We start from the raw sequence: 14573 nt of genomic DNA on the forward strand, positions 1-14573 counted from the left end.
TCATGTCCCTCGCGCTCCACAGCACCTTCAGCGGCGTGCTCACCAGCATCCCGAGCCCCACGGTCTCCTACATCGACCTCGGCCCGCTTCGGATCCACTTCTACGCCCTCTGCATCATCGCCGGCATCATCGCGGCCGTGCTGCTGACCAACCACCGCCTCACCAAGCGCGGTGCAGAGCCGTGGGTCGTGATCGACATCTCGATCCTCGCGGTGCCGCTGGCCATCGTCGGCGCACGGATCTTCCACGTCCTCACCCACCCGAACTTCTACTTCGGAGAGGGCAGGAACACCTGGAACCCCTTCGAGCCCGGGTCCGTCTGGGCGATCTGGGAGGGCGGCATCGCCATCTTCGGCGCCCTGATCGGCGGCGCCCTCGGCGCGTACCTCGGATGCCGCTGGACCGGGATCCGCTTCTGGACGTTCGCCGATGCGCTCGCGCCGGGGCTCCTTCTCGCGCAGGCCATGGGCCGCTTCGGCAACTGGTTCAACAACGAGCTCTATGGACTTCCCACCGACCTGCCGTGGGGTCTCGAGATCCCCTCAGACAACTCCGCCTTCCCTCCCGGCCTCCCCGAGGGCACACTGTTCCACCCCACGTTCCTGTACGAGGTGATCTGGAACGGCCTCGGCGTGATCGTCCTGCTCTGGTTGAGCCGCAAGGCGACCGCGTTCCAGTGGGGAAAGCTGTTCGCGATCTACCTCATCTGGTACAGCGCCGGCCGTGTCGTCTGGGAGTCGATCCGCATCGATCCGAGCGAGATCATCCTGGGTCTGCGCAGCAACGTGTGGGCCGCCATCATCGGCATCGTCGTGGGCATCGCGATCCTCGTCGTCCAGTCTCGCCGGCACCCCGGTCTCGAGCCGTCGCCCTACCAGCCCGGCCGCGGCCGGAAGGACCTGGACGCTGATGTAGAATCGCAGAACAATCCCTCCGATTTCGTGGACGTGAGTGAGCCTCCGTCCGAAGAAGTCGCCGCAGGAGCCAGCGCCACAAGCACCGCTCCCACGGACACGGAAGGCGCTCGATAGCCGACCGGTCCGTGCGGACCCCATCGCATTCACCCGGCCAATGACGCCCCCGGGTCATCCGAAGATCTGAGGACGGTACTGGTGTATTTTCAGCCTCCCTACGGCGCATCCGGCGCTTACCCCCCGAAGCAGGGCATGTTCAACCCGGCGTTCGAGAAGGACGCCTGCGGCCTCGCCATGGTCGCGACCCTGCGCGGAGAGGCCGGCCACGACATCATCGCTCTGGCGCTCGAGGCTCTGCGCAACCTCGAGCACCGCGGGGCGATCGGCTCGGACGCCGGCACCGGAGACGGCGCGGGCATCCTGACGCAGATGCCCGACGCGTTCCTGCGCGCGGTCACGGACTTCGAGCTTCCGCCGGTCGGCGAGTACGCCGCCGGTCTGGCATTCCTCCCGCGCGACTCGAGCGTCCGCCGCGAGCAGAAGGCCGGCATCGAGAAGATCGCACGCTCGGAGGGCCTTCGGGTCCTCGGCTGGCGCGAGGTTCCGACCGTCAACGACAACCTCGGCAAACTCGCAGACGAGGCGCGCCCCGCATTCGAGCAGCTCTTCGTGAGCGCCGGGGGAGCGACGCACTCGGACGCCCCGCTCACCGGGATCGCCCTCGACCGGGTGGCCTACCGCCTGCGCAAGCGCGCCGGTCACGAGCTCGGCGCCTATTTCGTGACCCTGTCCGCCCGCACTCTCGGGTACAAGGGCATGGTCACGACGCTGCAGCTCGAGCCGTTCTATCCCGACCTGCAGGACGAGCGCTTCATGTCGGAGCTCGCGGTCGTGCACTCCCGCTACTCGACGAACACCTTCCCGTCGTGGCCGCTCGCTCAGCCGCTCCGCATGCTCGCCCACAACGGCGAGATCAACACGGTCGGCGGCAACCGCAACTGGATGCGCGCACGGCAGTCGCAGCTCGAATCCGAGCTCCTCGGCGATGTGGCTCCGCTGCTGCCGATCTGCACCGACGGCGCCAGCGACTCCGCGTCGTTCGACGAGGTCCTCGAGCTGCTCACGCTCACCGGACGCAGCCTGCCGCACGCCATCATGATGATGGTCCCCGAGGCATACGAGAAGCAGTCCGACATCTCGCCCGAGCTCCGGTCCTTCTACGAGTACCACTCGAACCAGATGGAGCCGTGGGACGGCCCGGCCGCGCTCATCTTCACCGACGGAACGGTCGTCGGCGCGACCCTCGACCGCAACGGTCTCCGCCCGGGGCGCTGGACCGAGACGACCGACGGTCTGATCGTGATCGGCTCGGAGACCGGAGTGCTCACCTTCGAGCCCGAGCGCATCAAGCGCCGTGGACGCCTGCAGCCCGGCAAGATGTTCCTCGTCGACACGTCGCAGCGTCGCATCATCGAGGACGAGGAGATCAAGCACGATCTCGCGACCATGCACCCGTGGCAGGAATGGCTGGATGCCGGTTCGGTGCGCCTCGCCGATCTCCCCGAGCGGGAGCACATCGTGCACCCGCCGGCGTCGATCACCCGTCGTCAGCGCACCTTCGGGTACACGGAGGAGGAGGTGCGCATCCTGCTGACCCCGATGGGTCAGACCGGTGTCGAACCCCTCGGCGCGATGGGATCCGACACCCCGATCGCCGTCCTCAGCAAGCGTCCCCGCTTGCTCTTCGACTACTTCACGCAGCAGTTCGCGCAGGTGACGAACCCGCCGCTGGACTCGATCCGTGAAGAGGTCGTCACGAGTCTCAAGCTCGGTCTCGGCCCCGAGAGCAACCTGCTCACCTGGGGCCCCGATCACACCCGCACGGTGTCGCTCGACTTCCCGGTCATCGACAACGACGAGCTCGCGAAGATCCGTCACATCGACAAGGCTCTTCCCGATCGCTCCAGCGTGACGATCCGGGGTCTGTACCACTTCGACGCGGGCTCCAACACGCTCGAGAAGCGTCTGACCGAGATGTGCGATGAGGTCGATGCCGCGATCGAGAGCGGCGCCGAGTTCATCATCCTCTCGGATCGCGACTCGAACAAGGATCTGACCCCGATCCCGTCCCTCCTGATGGTCTCGGCCATCCATCACCACCTCATCCGCCGTGAGAACCGCATGAAGGTCGGTCTGATCGTCGAGGCCGGTGACGTCCGCGAGGTGCACCACGTCGCGACACTGATCGGGTACGGCGCGTCGGCGGTCAACCCCTATCTCGCCATGGAGACGGTGGAGCACCTCGTGCGCACCGGCTACATCACCGGCATCAGCCCGGAGAAGGCCGTTCGCAACCTGATCTACGCGCTCGGCAAGGGCGTGCTGAAGATCATGTCGAAGATGGGCATCTCGACCGTCTCGTCGTACGCCGGCGCGCAGGTCTTCGAGGCCGTCGGTCTGAGCGAGGAGTTCATCGACAAGTACTTCACCCGCACCGAGTCGAAGCTCGGCGGCATCGGGATCCAAGAGATCTTCATCGAGAACCAGGCTCGTCACGACTACGCCTATCCCGAGGACGAGGCGGCTCGCGCTCACGAGCGGCTCTGGACCGGTGGCGAGTACCAGTGGCGTCGCGACGGCTCTCCGCATCTCTTCAACCCGGAGACGGTGTTCAAGCTGCAGCACGCGACGCGCGAGCGCCGCTACGACATCTTCCGCGAGTACACCCGGATGGTGGATGACCAGGCAGCGGAGCTCAAGACGCTGCGCGGTCTGTTCTCGCTGCGCACGGGCACCCGCAAGCCGGTTCCGCTCGACGAGGTCGAGCCGGTCTCCGCGATCGTCAAGCGTTTCTCGACCGGAGCGATGAGCTACGGATCGATCTCGAAAGAGGCGCACGAGACTCTCGCGATCGCCATGAACCGGCTCGGCGGCAAGTCGAACACCGGCGAAGGCGGAGAAGACACCGATCGTCTGCTCGACCCTGAGCGCCGTAGCGCCATCAAGCAGGTCGCCTCTGGACGCTTCGGCGTCACCAGCCTGTACCTCACGGAGGCCGACGACATCCAGATCAAGCTCGCTCAGGGTGCGAAGCCCGGTGAGGGCGGTCAGCTGCCTCCGCAGAAGGTGTATCCCTGGGTGGCTCGCACGCGCGGCGGTACGCCGGGCGTGGGGCTCATCTCACCCCCGCCGCACCACGACATCTATTCGATCGAAGACCTCAAGCAGCTCATCTTCGACCTGAAGCGGGCGAACCCCGAGGCACGAATCCACACGAAGCTCGTCAGCCAGTCGGGAATCGGCGCGGTCTCTGCGGGTGTCGCGAAGGCGCTGAGTGACGTCATCCTGGTGTCCGGTCACGACGGCGGCACGGGTGCGAGCCCGATGAACTCCCTCAAGCACGCCGGCACACCCTGGGAGCTCGGCCTCGCCGAGACCCAGCAGACCCTGATGCTCAACGGCATGCGCGACCGTGTGGTCGTGCAGGTCGACGGTCAGCTCAAGACCGGGCGCGATGTCGTCATCGGCGCTCTGTTGGGCGCCGAGGAGTTCGGGTTCGCCACGGCCCCGCTCGTGGTCAGCGGCTGCATCATGATGCGCGTGTGCCACCTCGACACCTGCCCTGTGGGCGTCGCGACGCAGAACCCGCTGCTGCGGGAGCGCTTCACCGGCAAGCCGGAGTTCGTCGTGAACTTCATGGAGTTCATCGCCGAAGAGGTCCGCGAGCTTCTGGCCGAGCTCGGCTTCCGCTCGATCGACGAGATCGTGGGGCGCACGGAGCTGATCGAAGCCGACGCCGCACTGCAGCACTGGAAGGCGGAAGGTCTCGACCTGAGCCCCGTGCTCGAGGGACCGGCCTTCCCGGCGAGCGAGCCGCGTCGCAGCCGTCGCACGCAGGATCACGAACTCGAGAAGCACTTCGACGTGCAGCTCATCGACATCGCCGCACCGGCGCTTCTCAACGGAGAACCGGTCGTGGTCGAGCTGCCGATCGCGAACACCGAACGCGCGGTCGGAACGATGCTGGGTCACCAGGTGACCTCTCGACACGGAGCCGCAGGACTTCCCAGCGGCACCATCGACGTCACGCTGCACGGCACGGCCGGTCAGTCGCTCGGCGCGTTCCTGCCTTCCGGCATCGTGCTTCGCCTCGAGGGCGACGCGAACGACTACGTGGGCAAGGGACTCTCGGGCGGCGACATCTCGATTCGCCCCGCGCGTGGAGCAGCCATCGCGCCGCACGAGAACGTGATCGCCGGCAACGTCATCGGCTACGGCGCGACCTCCGGCACCATGTTCCTCTCGGGCGTGGTGGGCGAGCGATTCCTCGTTCGCAACTCCGGCGCGACCGCTGTCGTCGAGGGAGTGGGCGATCACGCACTGGAGTACATGACGGGCGGCGTCGCGGTGATCCTCGGGTCGACGGGACGCAACCTCGGCGCCGGCATGTCCGGGGGAGTGGCCTACATCCGCTCGCTCGACAGCGGCAAGATCAACGCCCAGTCGCTCGGGAGCGGTGAGCTGCAACTCGAGCCTCTCGACCGCGCAGACCTCGAGATCCTTCGGAGTCTGATCGTCGCGCACGTGGAGCGCACGGCATCGCCGCTCGGCTCCGACATCCTGGCGCGGTTCGATGAGACCGCGGGCCAGTTCACGAAGGTGCTTCCTCGCGACTACGCGGCCGTGCGGAGCATGCGCGAAGAAGCAGTGGCCGAGGGCATCGATCCCGACGGCGACATCGTCTGGAACCGCATCCTGGAGGTGACCGGTGGCTGACCCCAAAGGCTTTCTGAAGACCACGGAGCGCGAGCTCCCCAAGCGTCGTCCCGTGCCGGTGCGCATCATGGACTGGAAAGAGGTCTACGAGCCCGGCGACCAGGCCGTCCTGAAGCGGCAGGCCGGACGCTGCATGGACTGCGGCGTGCCGTTCTGCCATCAGGGCTGCCCGCTGGGCAACCTGATCCCCGAGTGGAACGACCTGACCTGGCGGGGTGAGGGCCGTGCGGCGATCGATCGCCTGCACGCGACCAACAACTTCCCGGAGTTCACCGGTCGTCTGTGCCCGGCGCCGTGCGAGAGCTCGTGCGTGCTCGGAATCAACCAGCCTCCGGTCACGATCAAGCAGATCGAGGTCTCGATCATCGACGAGGCCTTCGCCAAGGGCTGGGTCGAGCCGCAGCCGCCCGCCCGTCTGACGGGCAAGACGGTCGCCGTCGTCGGCTCCGGCCCTGCCGGCCTCGCCGCTGCGCAGCAGCTCACGCGCGCCGGTCACACGGTCGCTGTTTTCGAGCGCGACGATCGCATCGGCGGTCTGCTGCGCTACGGCATCCCCGACTTCAAGATGGAGAAGGGTCAGCTCGAGTCCCGGCTTCGCCAGATGCAGGAGGAGGGCACGCGCTTCCGTGCCGGCGTGGAGATCGGCAAGGACATCTCCTGGGCCGACCTCCGTGCCCGCTACGACGCCGTCGTGATCGCCACCGGAGCCACGGTTCCCCGCGATCTGTCGATCCCCGGGCGCGATCTCGACGGTGTGCACTTCGCCATGGAGTACCTCGTCGAGTCGAACCATGCGGTCGCCGGCGACAAGGTCCCCGAGCAGATCACCGCCGAGGGCAAGCACGTGATCGTGATCGGCGGCGGTGACACCGGTGCGGACTGCATCGGCACCGCGCACCGTCAGGGCGCGATCAGCGTGACGAACCTCGCGATCGGCAAGCAGCCCGGCACCGAGCGTCCGGGCCATCAGCCCTGGCCGATGATGCCGACGCTCTTCGAGATCTCCTCGGCTCACGAAGAGGGCGGAGAGAGGGTGTTCCTCGCGTCGACCGTCGAGTTCCTCTCGAACGAGGTCGGCGAGGTGCGTGCACTCCGCGTCGCGGAGACGGAGTACATCGACGGGCGACGCGTTCCCAAGAGCGGTACCGAGCGCGAGATCCCGGCGGACCTCGTCCTGATCGCGATGGGCTTCACCGGCCCGGAGCAGGACGGGTACACGGAGGACACGCTTCCGCAGGTGACCGACCGTGGTGCCTTCCGTCGAGACGACAGCTATGAGTCCACGGTTCCCGGCGTCTTCGTGGCCGGCGACGCAGGTCGTGGACAGTCGCTCATCGTCTGGGCGATCGCCGAGGGCCGCGCGGCTGCGGCGAACGTCGACCGGTTCCTCATGGGAACCACCGTGCTGCCCGAGCCGGTGCGACCACATGAAGTCGCTATCGGCCTCCAGCCCGCGTAGGCTGAGCCGCGGCACCGTCGCCTGATTTCCATCCCCCACTACCCTGGAGCAATCTTTGAGACGCGCGAAAATCGTCGCCACCCTGGGCCCCGCCACTTCCACGTATGACACCGTGCGTGCACTCATCGACGCGGGAGTGGACGTCGCCCGTCTGAACCTCAGCCACGGTGACTACTCCGTGCACGAGAACAACTACGCCAACGTCCGTCGCGCTGCCGACGATGCAGGCCGTGCCGTCGCCATCCTCGTCGACCTTCAGGGACCGAAGATCCGCCTCGGCAAGTTCGAGAACGGCCCCTACGAGCTCGCCGAAGGCGACATCTTCAAGATCACGACCGAAGACATCATCGGCAACAAGGAGATCTCCGGCACGACGTTCAAGGGCCTGCCCCAGGACGTCCAGCCCGGCGACTTCCTGCTGATCGACGACGGCAAGGTGCGAGTCGAGGTCGTCGAGACCGACGGAGTAACCGTCACGACGCGCGTGATCGTCGCGGGAGCCGTCTCGAACAACAAGGGCATCAACCTGCCCGGAGTCGCGGTCAATGTTCCTGCGCTCAGCGAGAAGGACGAGGAGGACCTCCGCTGGGGCCTGCGCATCGGCGCAGACCTCATCGCCCTGTCGTTCGTCCGCAACGCGGAAGACGTCACTCGCGTGCACGAGATCATGGCCGAAGAGGGCGTCAGGGTCCCCGTCATCGCCAAGGTCGAGAAGCCGCAGGCCGTCGACGCGCTCGAGGAGATCGTCGATGCGTTCGACGCGATCATGGTCGCCCGTGGCGACCTCGGCGTCGAGCTTCCGCTCGAGGCCGTGCCGATCGTGCAGAAGCGCGCCGTCGAGCTCGCGCGCCGCAACGCGAAGCCCGTCATCGTCGCCACTCAGATGCTCGAGTCGATGATCAACAGCCCGGTGCCGACGCGCGCCGAGACCTCCGATGTCGCGAACGCCGTGCTCGACGGTGCCGACGCGGTGATGCTCTCGGGCGAGACCAGTGTGGGCGACTACCCGGTCGTCGTCGTCGAGACGATGGCTCGGATCATCGAGTCCACCGAGGAACACGGACTCGAGCGCATCGCTCCGCTGACGAACAAGCCGCGCACGCAGGGCGGTGCGATCACTCTCGCCGCTCTCGAGGTCGCGGAGTTCGTCGACGCGAAGTACCTCTGCGTGTTCACGCAGTCGGGTGACTCGGCGCGGCGCCTCTCGCGTCTGCGCTCGCGCATCCCGATGATCGCGTTCACTCCCGAGCCGAACATCCGCCGACGCATGGCCCTCACCTGGGGCATCCGCTCCAAGCTCGTCGACATGGTCCAGCACACGGACCTGATGTACCTGCAGGTCGACGACTACCTGCTGAGCAGCGGTCTCGCCGTCGAAGGGGACAAGGTCGTCGTGATCTCCGGTTCCCCTCCCGGAATCGTGGGCTCGACCAACGACATCCGCGTGCACAAGGTGGGAGACGCCGTGAACGGCGCGGCTCCTATCTACAAGGAAGCCACGGTCTGATCCAGGCAGGAGCGAAGGGGCGGAACCACGGTTCCGCCCCTTCGTCGTACCCTTGCGGGACCAGCCCGCGCAGTTGAGGAGGAGACATCATCGATCTCGTGAGACGGGCCGGCTGGTGGATCGCCGACTATGCGTATGCCGCGTACTGGCAGGTGCGTGCCGCCTTCGACCGCCGCGATCCGGCGTCGTTCACCTCGGGCGATGCCGCTCCGATCGTCATCCTCCCCGGGGTGTATGAGACATGGCGTTTCATGCAGCCGCTGATCTCGACGCTGCACGAGCGCGGCCACCCCGTCTACGTGCTCGATGCGCTGAAGCGCAATCAGCGCCCCGTGCAGGACGCCGCGCGGGTCGTGACGGCCTTTCTGGAGAGGGCGGATCTGTCGGACGTGCTGCTCGTGGCGCACAGCAAGGGCGGGCTCGCGGGCAAGCTCGCGATGGCGGGTTCTGCCGGGACTCGCGTGCGTGCCATGCTGGCGGTGGCGACCCCCTTCGGTGGTTCTCGGTACGCGCGGATGCTCCCGGTCCGGTCGCTGCGGGCGTTCTCCCCGTCGCACCCCTCGATCGTGGAGCTCGCGGGGCGTTCGGACGTGAATGATCGGATCGTGTCGGTCTACGCCACGTTCGACCCGCATATCCCCGAGGGCAGCGAGCTGCCGGGTGCACGACGGAACGTGCGGCTCGACACCGGCGGGCACTTCCGGATCCTGGCGGATCCTCGCGTCCTCGGCGAGGTCGCGTCGCTCTCCGAGCCCTGAGTTCGACAGCCTCGGCGCCTGCAGGCGCTGTCACGTGACCGGTCTGCGCCGAAGCGACATGCTGATTCTCAGCCGCTGCCGGATACTCTGGTGCTGGCGCCCGCCGTGACAGATCACGCGGGCACCGCACCCCTATGGATGAAGCGACCATCGAACCCGCCATGGACGCGCGCCTCGACAGCGCCCGCCCGCGCTGCAGCGTGCCTTCGCAAGGTCCCGCGCGCGCCCCGGTCATCCCGGCTGCCGCGATGGCCGATCCGATGACGTCGTGGAAGCCCGGAAGCATCGGGGTCCGGTATCGCCTCAAGCGGCGATTCCGAACATGTGACGCGATCGCGTGCGTGCCTGTGCCGCTCGCGCAGACGCGGATCGCTGAGACCGTCGCGTCGGACGACGGCGCCCGCATCCACGGCGGACTCACGTACGTGCCGATGATGCGCGACGGAGCGCCTGTGTCGGCCTCCGATGAGAACCTCGACGCCGTCATCCGCGCCGCGGTGCCGTCGCGCGTCATGCTGGCCGAGCATCCTGCCGCCGCCGAGCGCGAGCTCCACGCGGCCATGCGGCCCGCGCTGGATCGCTATCTCCTCATCGACGGCGAGATCTGGTCACTCGCCTGAGGGCTGATCCCTCGATGTGCCGGCGGTGGGACTCGAACCCACACGCCCTTTCGGACAAAGCATTTTGAGTGCTCCGCGTCTGCCATTCCGCCACGCCGGCTCGTGTGTCGCGTCTTCGACCTTAGCGCAGCCGACCCGTCGACATCCTCACGCGCCGCGGCATCGGGGGACCTCAGAGGCGGTCTCCACTAGGATGGATCTGTGACCGAGCAAGAACAGGCAGCCGAGCAGCCCACGTCATCCGCACCCCGACGCGTCGTCGTCGCCGAGGACGAGTCGCTGATCCGTCTCGACATCGTCGAGATCCTCCGCGACAACGGCTTCGATGTCGTCGGTGAGGCCGGCGACGGAGAGACCGCCGTGGCTCTCGCGACCGAGCTGCGCCCCGACCTCGTCATCATGGACGTCAAGATGCCTCAACTCGACGGCATCAGCGCTGCCGAGAAGCTGCACAAGGGCAACATCGCGCCCGTCGTCCTCCTCACGGCCTTCAGCCAGAAGGAGCTCGTCGAACGGGCCAGCGAGGCCGGCGCCCTGGCCTACGTCGTCAAGCCGTTCACTCCGAACGACCTGCTTCCCGCCATCGAGATCGCGCTCGCGCGCCACGAGCAGATCATCACGCTCGAGGCCGAGGTGGCCGACATGGTCGAGCGTTTCGAGACCCGCAAGCTCGTCGACCGCGCGAAGGGCCTGCTGAACGAGAAGATGGGCCTCTCGGAGCCCGAGGCGTTCCGCTGGATCCAGAAGGCGTCGATGGACCGCCGACTCACGATGCAGGACGTCGCGAAGGCGATCATCGAGCAGCTCGCTCCGAAGAAGTAGCAATTGCTTCCGCTCGACGCGGAGCATCTGCTGCGTCCGGTGCGCGTCGGCGACGGCGCCGCCCTGGCTCGCGCGTACTCGGCGAATCGGGAGCACCTCGCGCCGTGGGAGCCCCTCAGAGCTCCGGAGTTCTTCACTCCGGAGTGGCAGGAGTTCCATGCGGAGCAGTGCGTCATCGAGGCCGATGCCGGCCGGAGCATCCGCTTCGTGATCGAGTCGTCCGACGGCGAGATCCGCGGGCGGATCAACCTCAACAACATCGTCCGAGGCGCGTTCTGCAATGCGGACCTCGGTTACTGGGTCGACAGGACGCGGCTCCGTCGGGGGCTCGCCTCCCGTGGTGTGCACCAGGTCGCCATCTACGCGCGCGACGAGGTTCGGCTGCACAGACTGCAGGCGGCAACACTGCTGCACAACCTGGGATCGCAGCGCGTGCTCGCCGACACCGGCTTCGAGCGCATCGGCGTGGCACCCCAGTATCTGCGGATCGCGGGGGAGTGGCAGGACCATGTGCTCTTCCAGCTGCTGCTGGTCGAGCAGCTCAGCGTGCCGCGGGAGCGTCCTTGATCATGTTGGTGATCCGAATGGTCGAGCACCGACGCCCCTGATCGTCGCTCACCACGATCTCGTGCACCGTGATGCTGCGGCCGAGGTGGACGGGTGTGCAGACTCCGGTCACGACCCCCGAGGTCGCGGAGCGCGTGTGCGTCGCGTTGATGTCGACTCCGACCGCGAGTCGCCCGGGGCCGGCATGCAGGTTGGCCGCCATCGATCCCAGGGACTCGCCGAGAACGACGTAGGCGCCGCCGTGCATCAGGCCCACGGGCTGCGTATTGCCCTCGACCGGGAGCGTCGCGACGCAGCGCTCCGTGGTGAACTCGAGGAACTCCATGCCCATCTTCTGAGCGAGTGCGCCCATTCCGCGGGCTGTCGCCCAATCGAGTCCTGCACTCGTCGCAGTGTCGCTCATGGTTCCTCCTCAGCGGGTGTCCGTGGTCCTCGTTAGGCTGACAGGGTGACGGACTCCGCAAAGCCTACCCTCATGGTCGTCGACGGCCATTCGCTCGCCTACCGTGCCTTCTTCGCCCTCCCGGTCGAGAACTTCACGACCAAGGACAATCAGCACACGAACGCCATCTACGGCTTCCTGTCGATGCTGGTGAACCTCATCAAGGCCGAGCAGCCGACGCACATGGCGATCGCCTTCGACACCTCCCGCCACTCGTTCCGCACCGAGCAGTACCCCGAATACAAGGCGACGCGGTCGGAGTCCCCGCAGGAGTTCCGCGGACAGATCCCGCTGCTGCAGGACTGCCTCGCGGCGATGTCGATCCCCGTGCTCACCAAAGAGGGCTTCGAGGCCGACGACATCCTCGCGACGCTGTCGACGCAGGGCGCGGAGCAGGGGTACGACGTCCTCGTCGTGTCGGGCGACCGCGACACGATCCAACTGGTCACCGACGACGTCACACTGCTCTACCCGTCGGTGCAGGGAGTGTCCCAGCTCAAGCGGTACGACCCGACGACCGTGCAGGAGCGCTACGGAGTCCGACCCGAGCAGTATCCCGACATCGCCGCTCTCGTAGGCGAGACGAGCGACAACCTTCCCGGCGTGCCCAAGGTGGGGGAGAAGACGGCCGTGAAGTGGCTGACGCAGTTCGGATCGCTCGACGATCTGCTCGAGCGCGCCGGCGAGATCAAGGGCGTCGTGGGAGGCAACCTGCGCGACCACATCGAGGACGTGCGGCGCAACCGTCGGCTCAACCGTCTGCTGCGCGACGTCGAGCTTCCCGTCGCGCCCGATGACCTCGCGGTCACCCCGATCGACGCTCAGGCGGTGCGCGACATCTTCGCCCGCCTCGAATTCCGCACCCTTCTCCCGCGAGTGTTCGAGGCGGTCGGCGCCGGCGAGGTCGCCGATGACCCAGCCGCCACGGTGGAGCTGCCGGAGCCGATTCAGGTCACCGCCGAAGAGCTCGTCCGTTGGGCCGAAGCGCAGACGGAGGATGTCGCTCTGCGGCTCGTCGTGCAGGGCGGCGCTCCGACGCGCCTCGGCGCCGCGAGCGGGAGCGAGCTCCGCGAAGTCGACTGGAGCGACGACGTCGTGGAGGTCCTGCGTCCGTGGCTCGAGTCGGAGAGCCCGAAGATCCTCCACGATGCGAAGCCGCAGGTGAAGGCGCTGCTGCGACGCGGCGTGCGATTCAGCGGCCTCGCGTATGACACGAGCCTCGCCGGATGGCTGCTGCGGCCGAGCTTCCCCGACAAGACACTCGGCGACCTCGTCGAGCGGTATCTCGGAGAGAAGCTGCCCGAGGCCGATCCGTCTCAGCTCGTTCCCGAGACCGAGGGCGCCACACCCTCGCAAGAGGCGTGGTTCGCGCTGCGGGTCGCCACGGCGCTGCGCGAGGACATCCCCGAGTCGGTCGCCGCCGTGCTCACCGACATCGAGCTTCCGACCCTGCTGACGCTGGCCGACATGGAGGTCGCCGGAGTCGCCGTCTCGCACGAGGTGCTCTCGACCTTCTCCGCTGAGCTGGCGGCCCGCGCCGACGGTCTCGCTCAGGATGCGTTCGGCATCGTCGGTCGCGAGTTCAATCTCGGGTCTCCGAAACAGCTGCAGGAGGTGCTGTTCGACGACCTGCAGCTGCCCAAGACACGTAAGACGAAGACCGGATACTCCACGGACGCCGCCGTTCTCGCCGACCTCCAGGAGTCTCACCCGCATCCTTTCCTCGGGCTGCTGCTTCAGCACCGCGAGGCGACGAAGCTGCGCCAGATCATCGAGTCGCTCGATACCGCCATCGGACCTGATCACCGTGTGCACACCACATACGTCCAGACCGGCAGCCAGACCGGACGCCTGTCGAGCACCGATCCCAACCTGCAGAACATCCCGGTGCGCACGGAGGAGTCCCGTCGCATCCGCAGCGCCTTCCAGGTGGGAGAAGGCTACGAGTCGCTCCTCACCGCCGACTACTCACAGATCGAGATGCGGATCATGGCGCACCTCTCGGGTGACGAAGGACTCATCGAGGCGTTCAACAGCGGTGAGGACCTCCACCGATTCGTCGGCGCGCGGGTCTTCGGGGTCGAGCCGAGCGACGTGACCTCCGCGATGCGGACGAAGGTCAAGGCGATGTCCTACGGGCTCGTCTACGGCCTCTCCGCGTTCGGCCTGTCGAAGCAGCTTCGCATCGAGCAGTCCGAGGCGAAGCAGCTGATGGTCGAGTACTTCGCCCGATTCGGAGCGGTGCGCGACTACCTTCGTGCGTCGGTGATGAAGGCCAAGGAAGTCGGCTACACCGAGACGATCTTCGGCCGGCGACGGCCGTTCCCCGACCTCTCCAGCCCCAACCGCGTGCTCCGCGAGAACGCGGAACGCGCGGCTCTCAACGCGCCGATCCAGGGAAGCGCGGCGGACATCATGAAGATCGCGCTGCTTCACATCCACGAGGACCTGCGGTCGGAAGGACTCGCCTCGCGGGCACTGCTGCAGATCCACGACGAACTCGTCGTCGAGGTCGCGCCGGGGGAGTGGGACGCCGCCGAGCGGATCGTCCGCACGCGCATGGGCGATGCTGCGGACCTGACTGTGCCGCTCGACGTGCAGGTCGGTCGCGGGCAGGACTGGAACGAGGCGGCGCACTGATTCCGATCGCGCACCCGAGGTGACGGATGCGGCGGCCATGACGACCGAAACCCGCGGCGAGGAGAACC

Annotated in this window: 10 protein-coding genes and 1 tRNA gene; 9 read left to right on the top strand and 2 right to left on the bottom strand. The window is 67.2% G+C overall.

What is annotated here, in order from left to right; translation table 11 throughout:
• The first annotated feature begins 2 nt into the window (after positions 1 to 2).
• From lgt to AB0N61_RS06080, 6 genes are all read left to right on the top strand, one after another.
• Complete coding sequence (gene lgt, locus AB0N61_RS06055; protein WP_363362474.1) at positions 3 to 1031, top strand: prolipoprotein diacylglyceryl transferase; 1029 nt, start codon at positions 3 to 5, stop codon at positions 1029 to 1031.
• 135 nt (positions 1032 to 1166) lie between these two features.
• The gene (gene gltB, locus AB0N61_RS06060) at positions 1167 to 5690 is read left to right on the top strand and encodes a glutamate synthase large subunit (RefSeq protein ID WP_363363169.1); all 4524 of its coding nucleotides are present in this window, start codon (positions 1167 to 1169) and stop codon (positions 5688 to 5690) included.
• The gene (locus AB0N61_RS06065; protein ID WP_167944096.1) at positions 5683 to 7149 is read left to right on the top strand and encodes a glutamate synthase subunit beta; all 1467 of its coding nucleotides are present in this window, start codon (positions 5683 to 5685) and stop codon (positions 7147 to 7149) included. The genes gltB and AB0N61_RS06065 overlap by 8 nt, the downstream gene beginning before the upstream one ends.
• Positions 7150 to 7204: 55 nt before the next feature.
• Entirely contained in the window at positions 7205 to 8656 is a 1452-nt protein-coding gene (gene pyk, locus AB0N61_RS06070) for a pyruvate kinase (RefSeq protein ID WP_363362476.1), read from the top strand.
• A gap of 98 nt (positions 8657 to 8754) precedes the next feature.
• Entirely contained in the window at positions 8755 to 9414 is a 660-nt protein-coding gene (locus AB0N61_RS06075) for an alpha/beta hydrolase (protein ID WP_363362477.1), read from the top strand.
• A gap of 134 nt (positions 9415 to 9548) precedes the next feature.
• Entirely contained in the window at positions 9549 to 10034 is a 486-nt protein-coding gene (locus tag AB0N61_RS06080) for a hypothetical protein (RefSeq protein ID WP_363362479.1), read from the top strand.
• Between the two features lie 17 nt (positions 10035 to 10051).
• Here the strand turns inward: AB0N61_RS06080 and AB0N61_RS06085 are convergent.
• Positions 10052 to 10134 (bottom strand) — tRNA-Leu (locus AB0N61_RS06085).
• A gap of 101 nt (positions 10135 to 10235) precedes the next feature.
• Between AB0N61_RS06085 and AB0N61_RS06090 the strand changes: the two genes are divergently transcribed.
• The gene (locus AB0N61_RS06090; RefSeq protein ID WP_042536652.1) at positions 10236 to 10856 is read left to right on the top strand and encodes a response regulator; all 621 of its coding nucleotides are present in this window, start codon (positions 10236 to 10238) and stop codon (positions 10854 to 10856) included.
• Between the two features lie 3 nt (positions 10857 to 10859).
• Entirely contained in the window at positions 10860 to 11423 is a 564-nt protein-coding gene (locus tag AB0N61_RS06095) for a GNAT family N-acetyltransferase (protein ID WP_363362480.1), read from the top strand.
• Here AB0N61_RS06095 and AB0N61_RS06100 read toward each other — a convergent pair.
• Positions 11398 to 11826, bottom strand: coding sequence for a hotdog fold thioesterase (locus AB0N61_RS06100; RefSeq protein ID WP_167944104.1), 429 nt, complete (start codon positions 11824 to 11826; stop codon positions 11398 to 11400). The genes AB0N61_RS06095 and AB0N61_RS06100 overlap by 26 nt on opposite strands.
• A gap of 45 nt (positions 11827 to 11871) precedes the next feature.
• Between AB0N61_RS06100 and polA the strand changes: the two genes are divergently transcribed.
• Positions 11872 to 14505, top strand: a complete 2634-nt coding sequence (gene polA, locus AB0N61_RS06105; RefSeq protein ID WP_363362482.1) for a DNA polymerase I — start codon at positions 11872 to 11874, stop codon at positions 14503 to 14505.
• The last annotated feature ends 68 nt before the right edge of the window (positions 14506 to 14573 follow it).

Origin of the sequence: Microbacterium sp. NPDC089320 (assembly GCF_040684875.1) — a bacterium.
Lineage (GTDB): Bacteria > Actinomycetota > Actinomycetes > Actinomycetales > Microbacteriaceae > Microbacterium.

Excerpts from the sequence above, each read along its gene's own strand:
- AB0N61_RS06080 (WP_363362479.1), top strand. The coding sequence starts at position 9,549 with ATGGATGAAGCGACCATCGAACCCGCCATGGACGCGCGCCTCGACAGC.
- lgt (WP_363362474.1), top strand. The coding sequence starts at position 3 with ATGTCCCTCGCGCTCCACAGCACCTTCAGCGGCGTGCTCACCAGCATC.
- AB0N61_RS06100 (WP_167944104.1), bottom strand. The coding sequence starts at position 11,826 with ATGAGCGACACTGCGACGAGTGCAGGACTCGATTGGGCGACAGCCCGC.
- gltB (WP_363363169.1), top strand. The coding sequence starts at position 1,167 with ATGTTCAACCCGGCGTTCGAGAAGGACGCCTGCGGCCTCGCCATGGTC.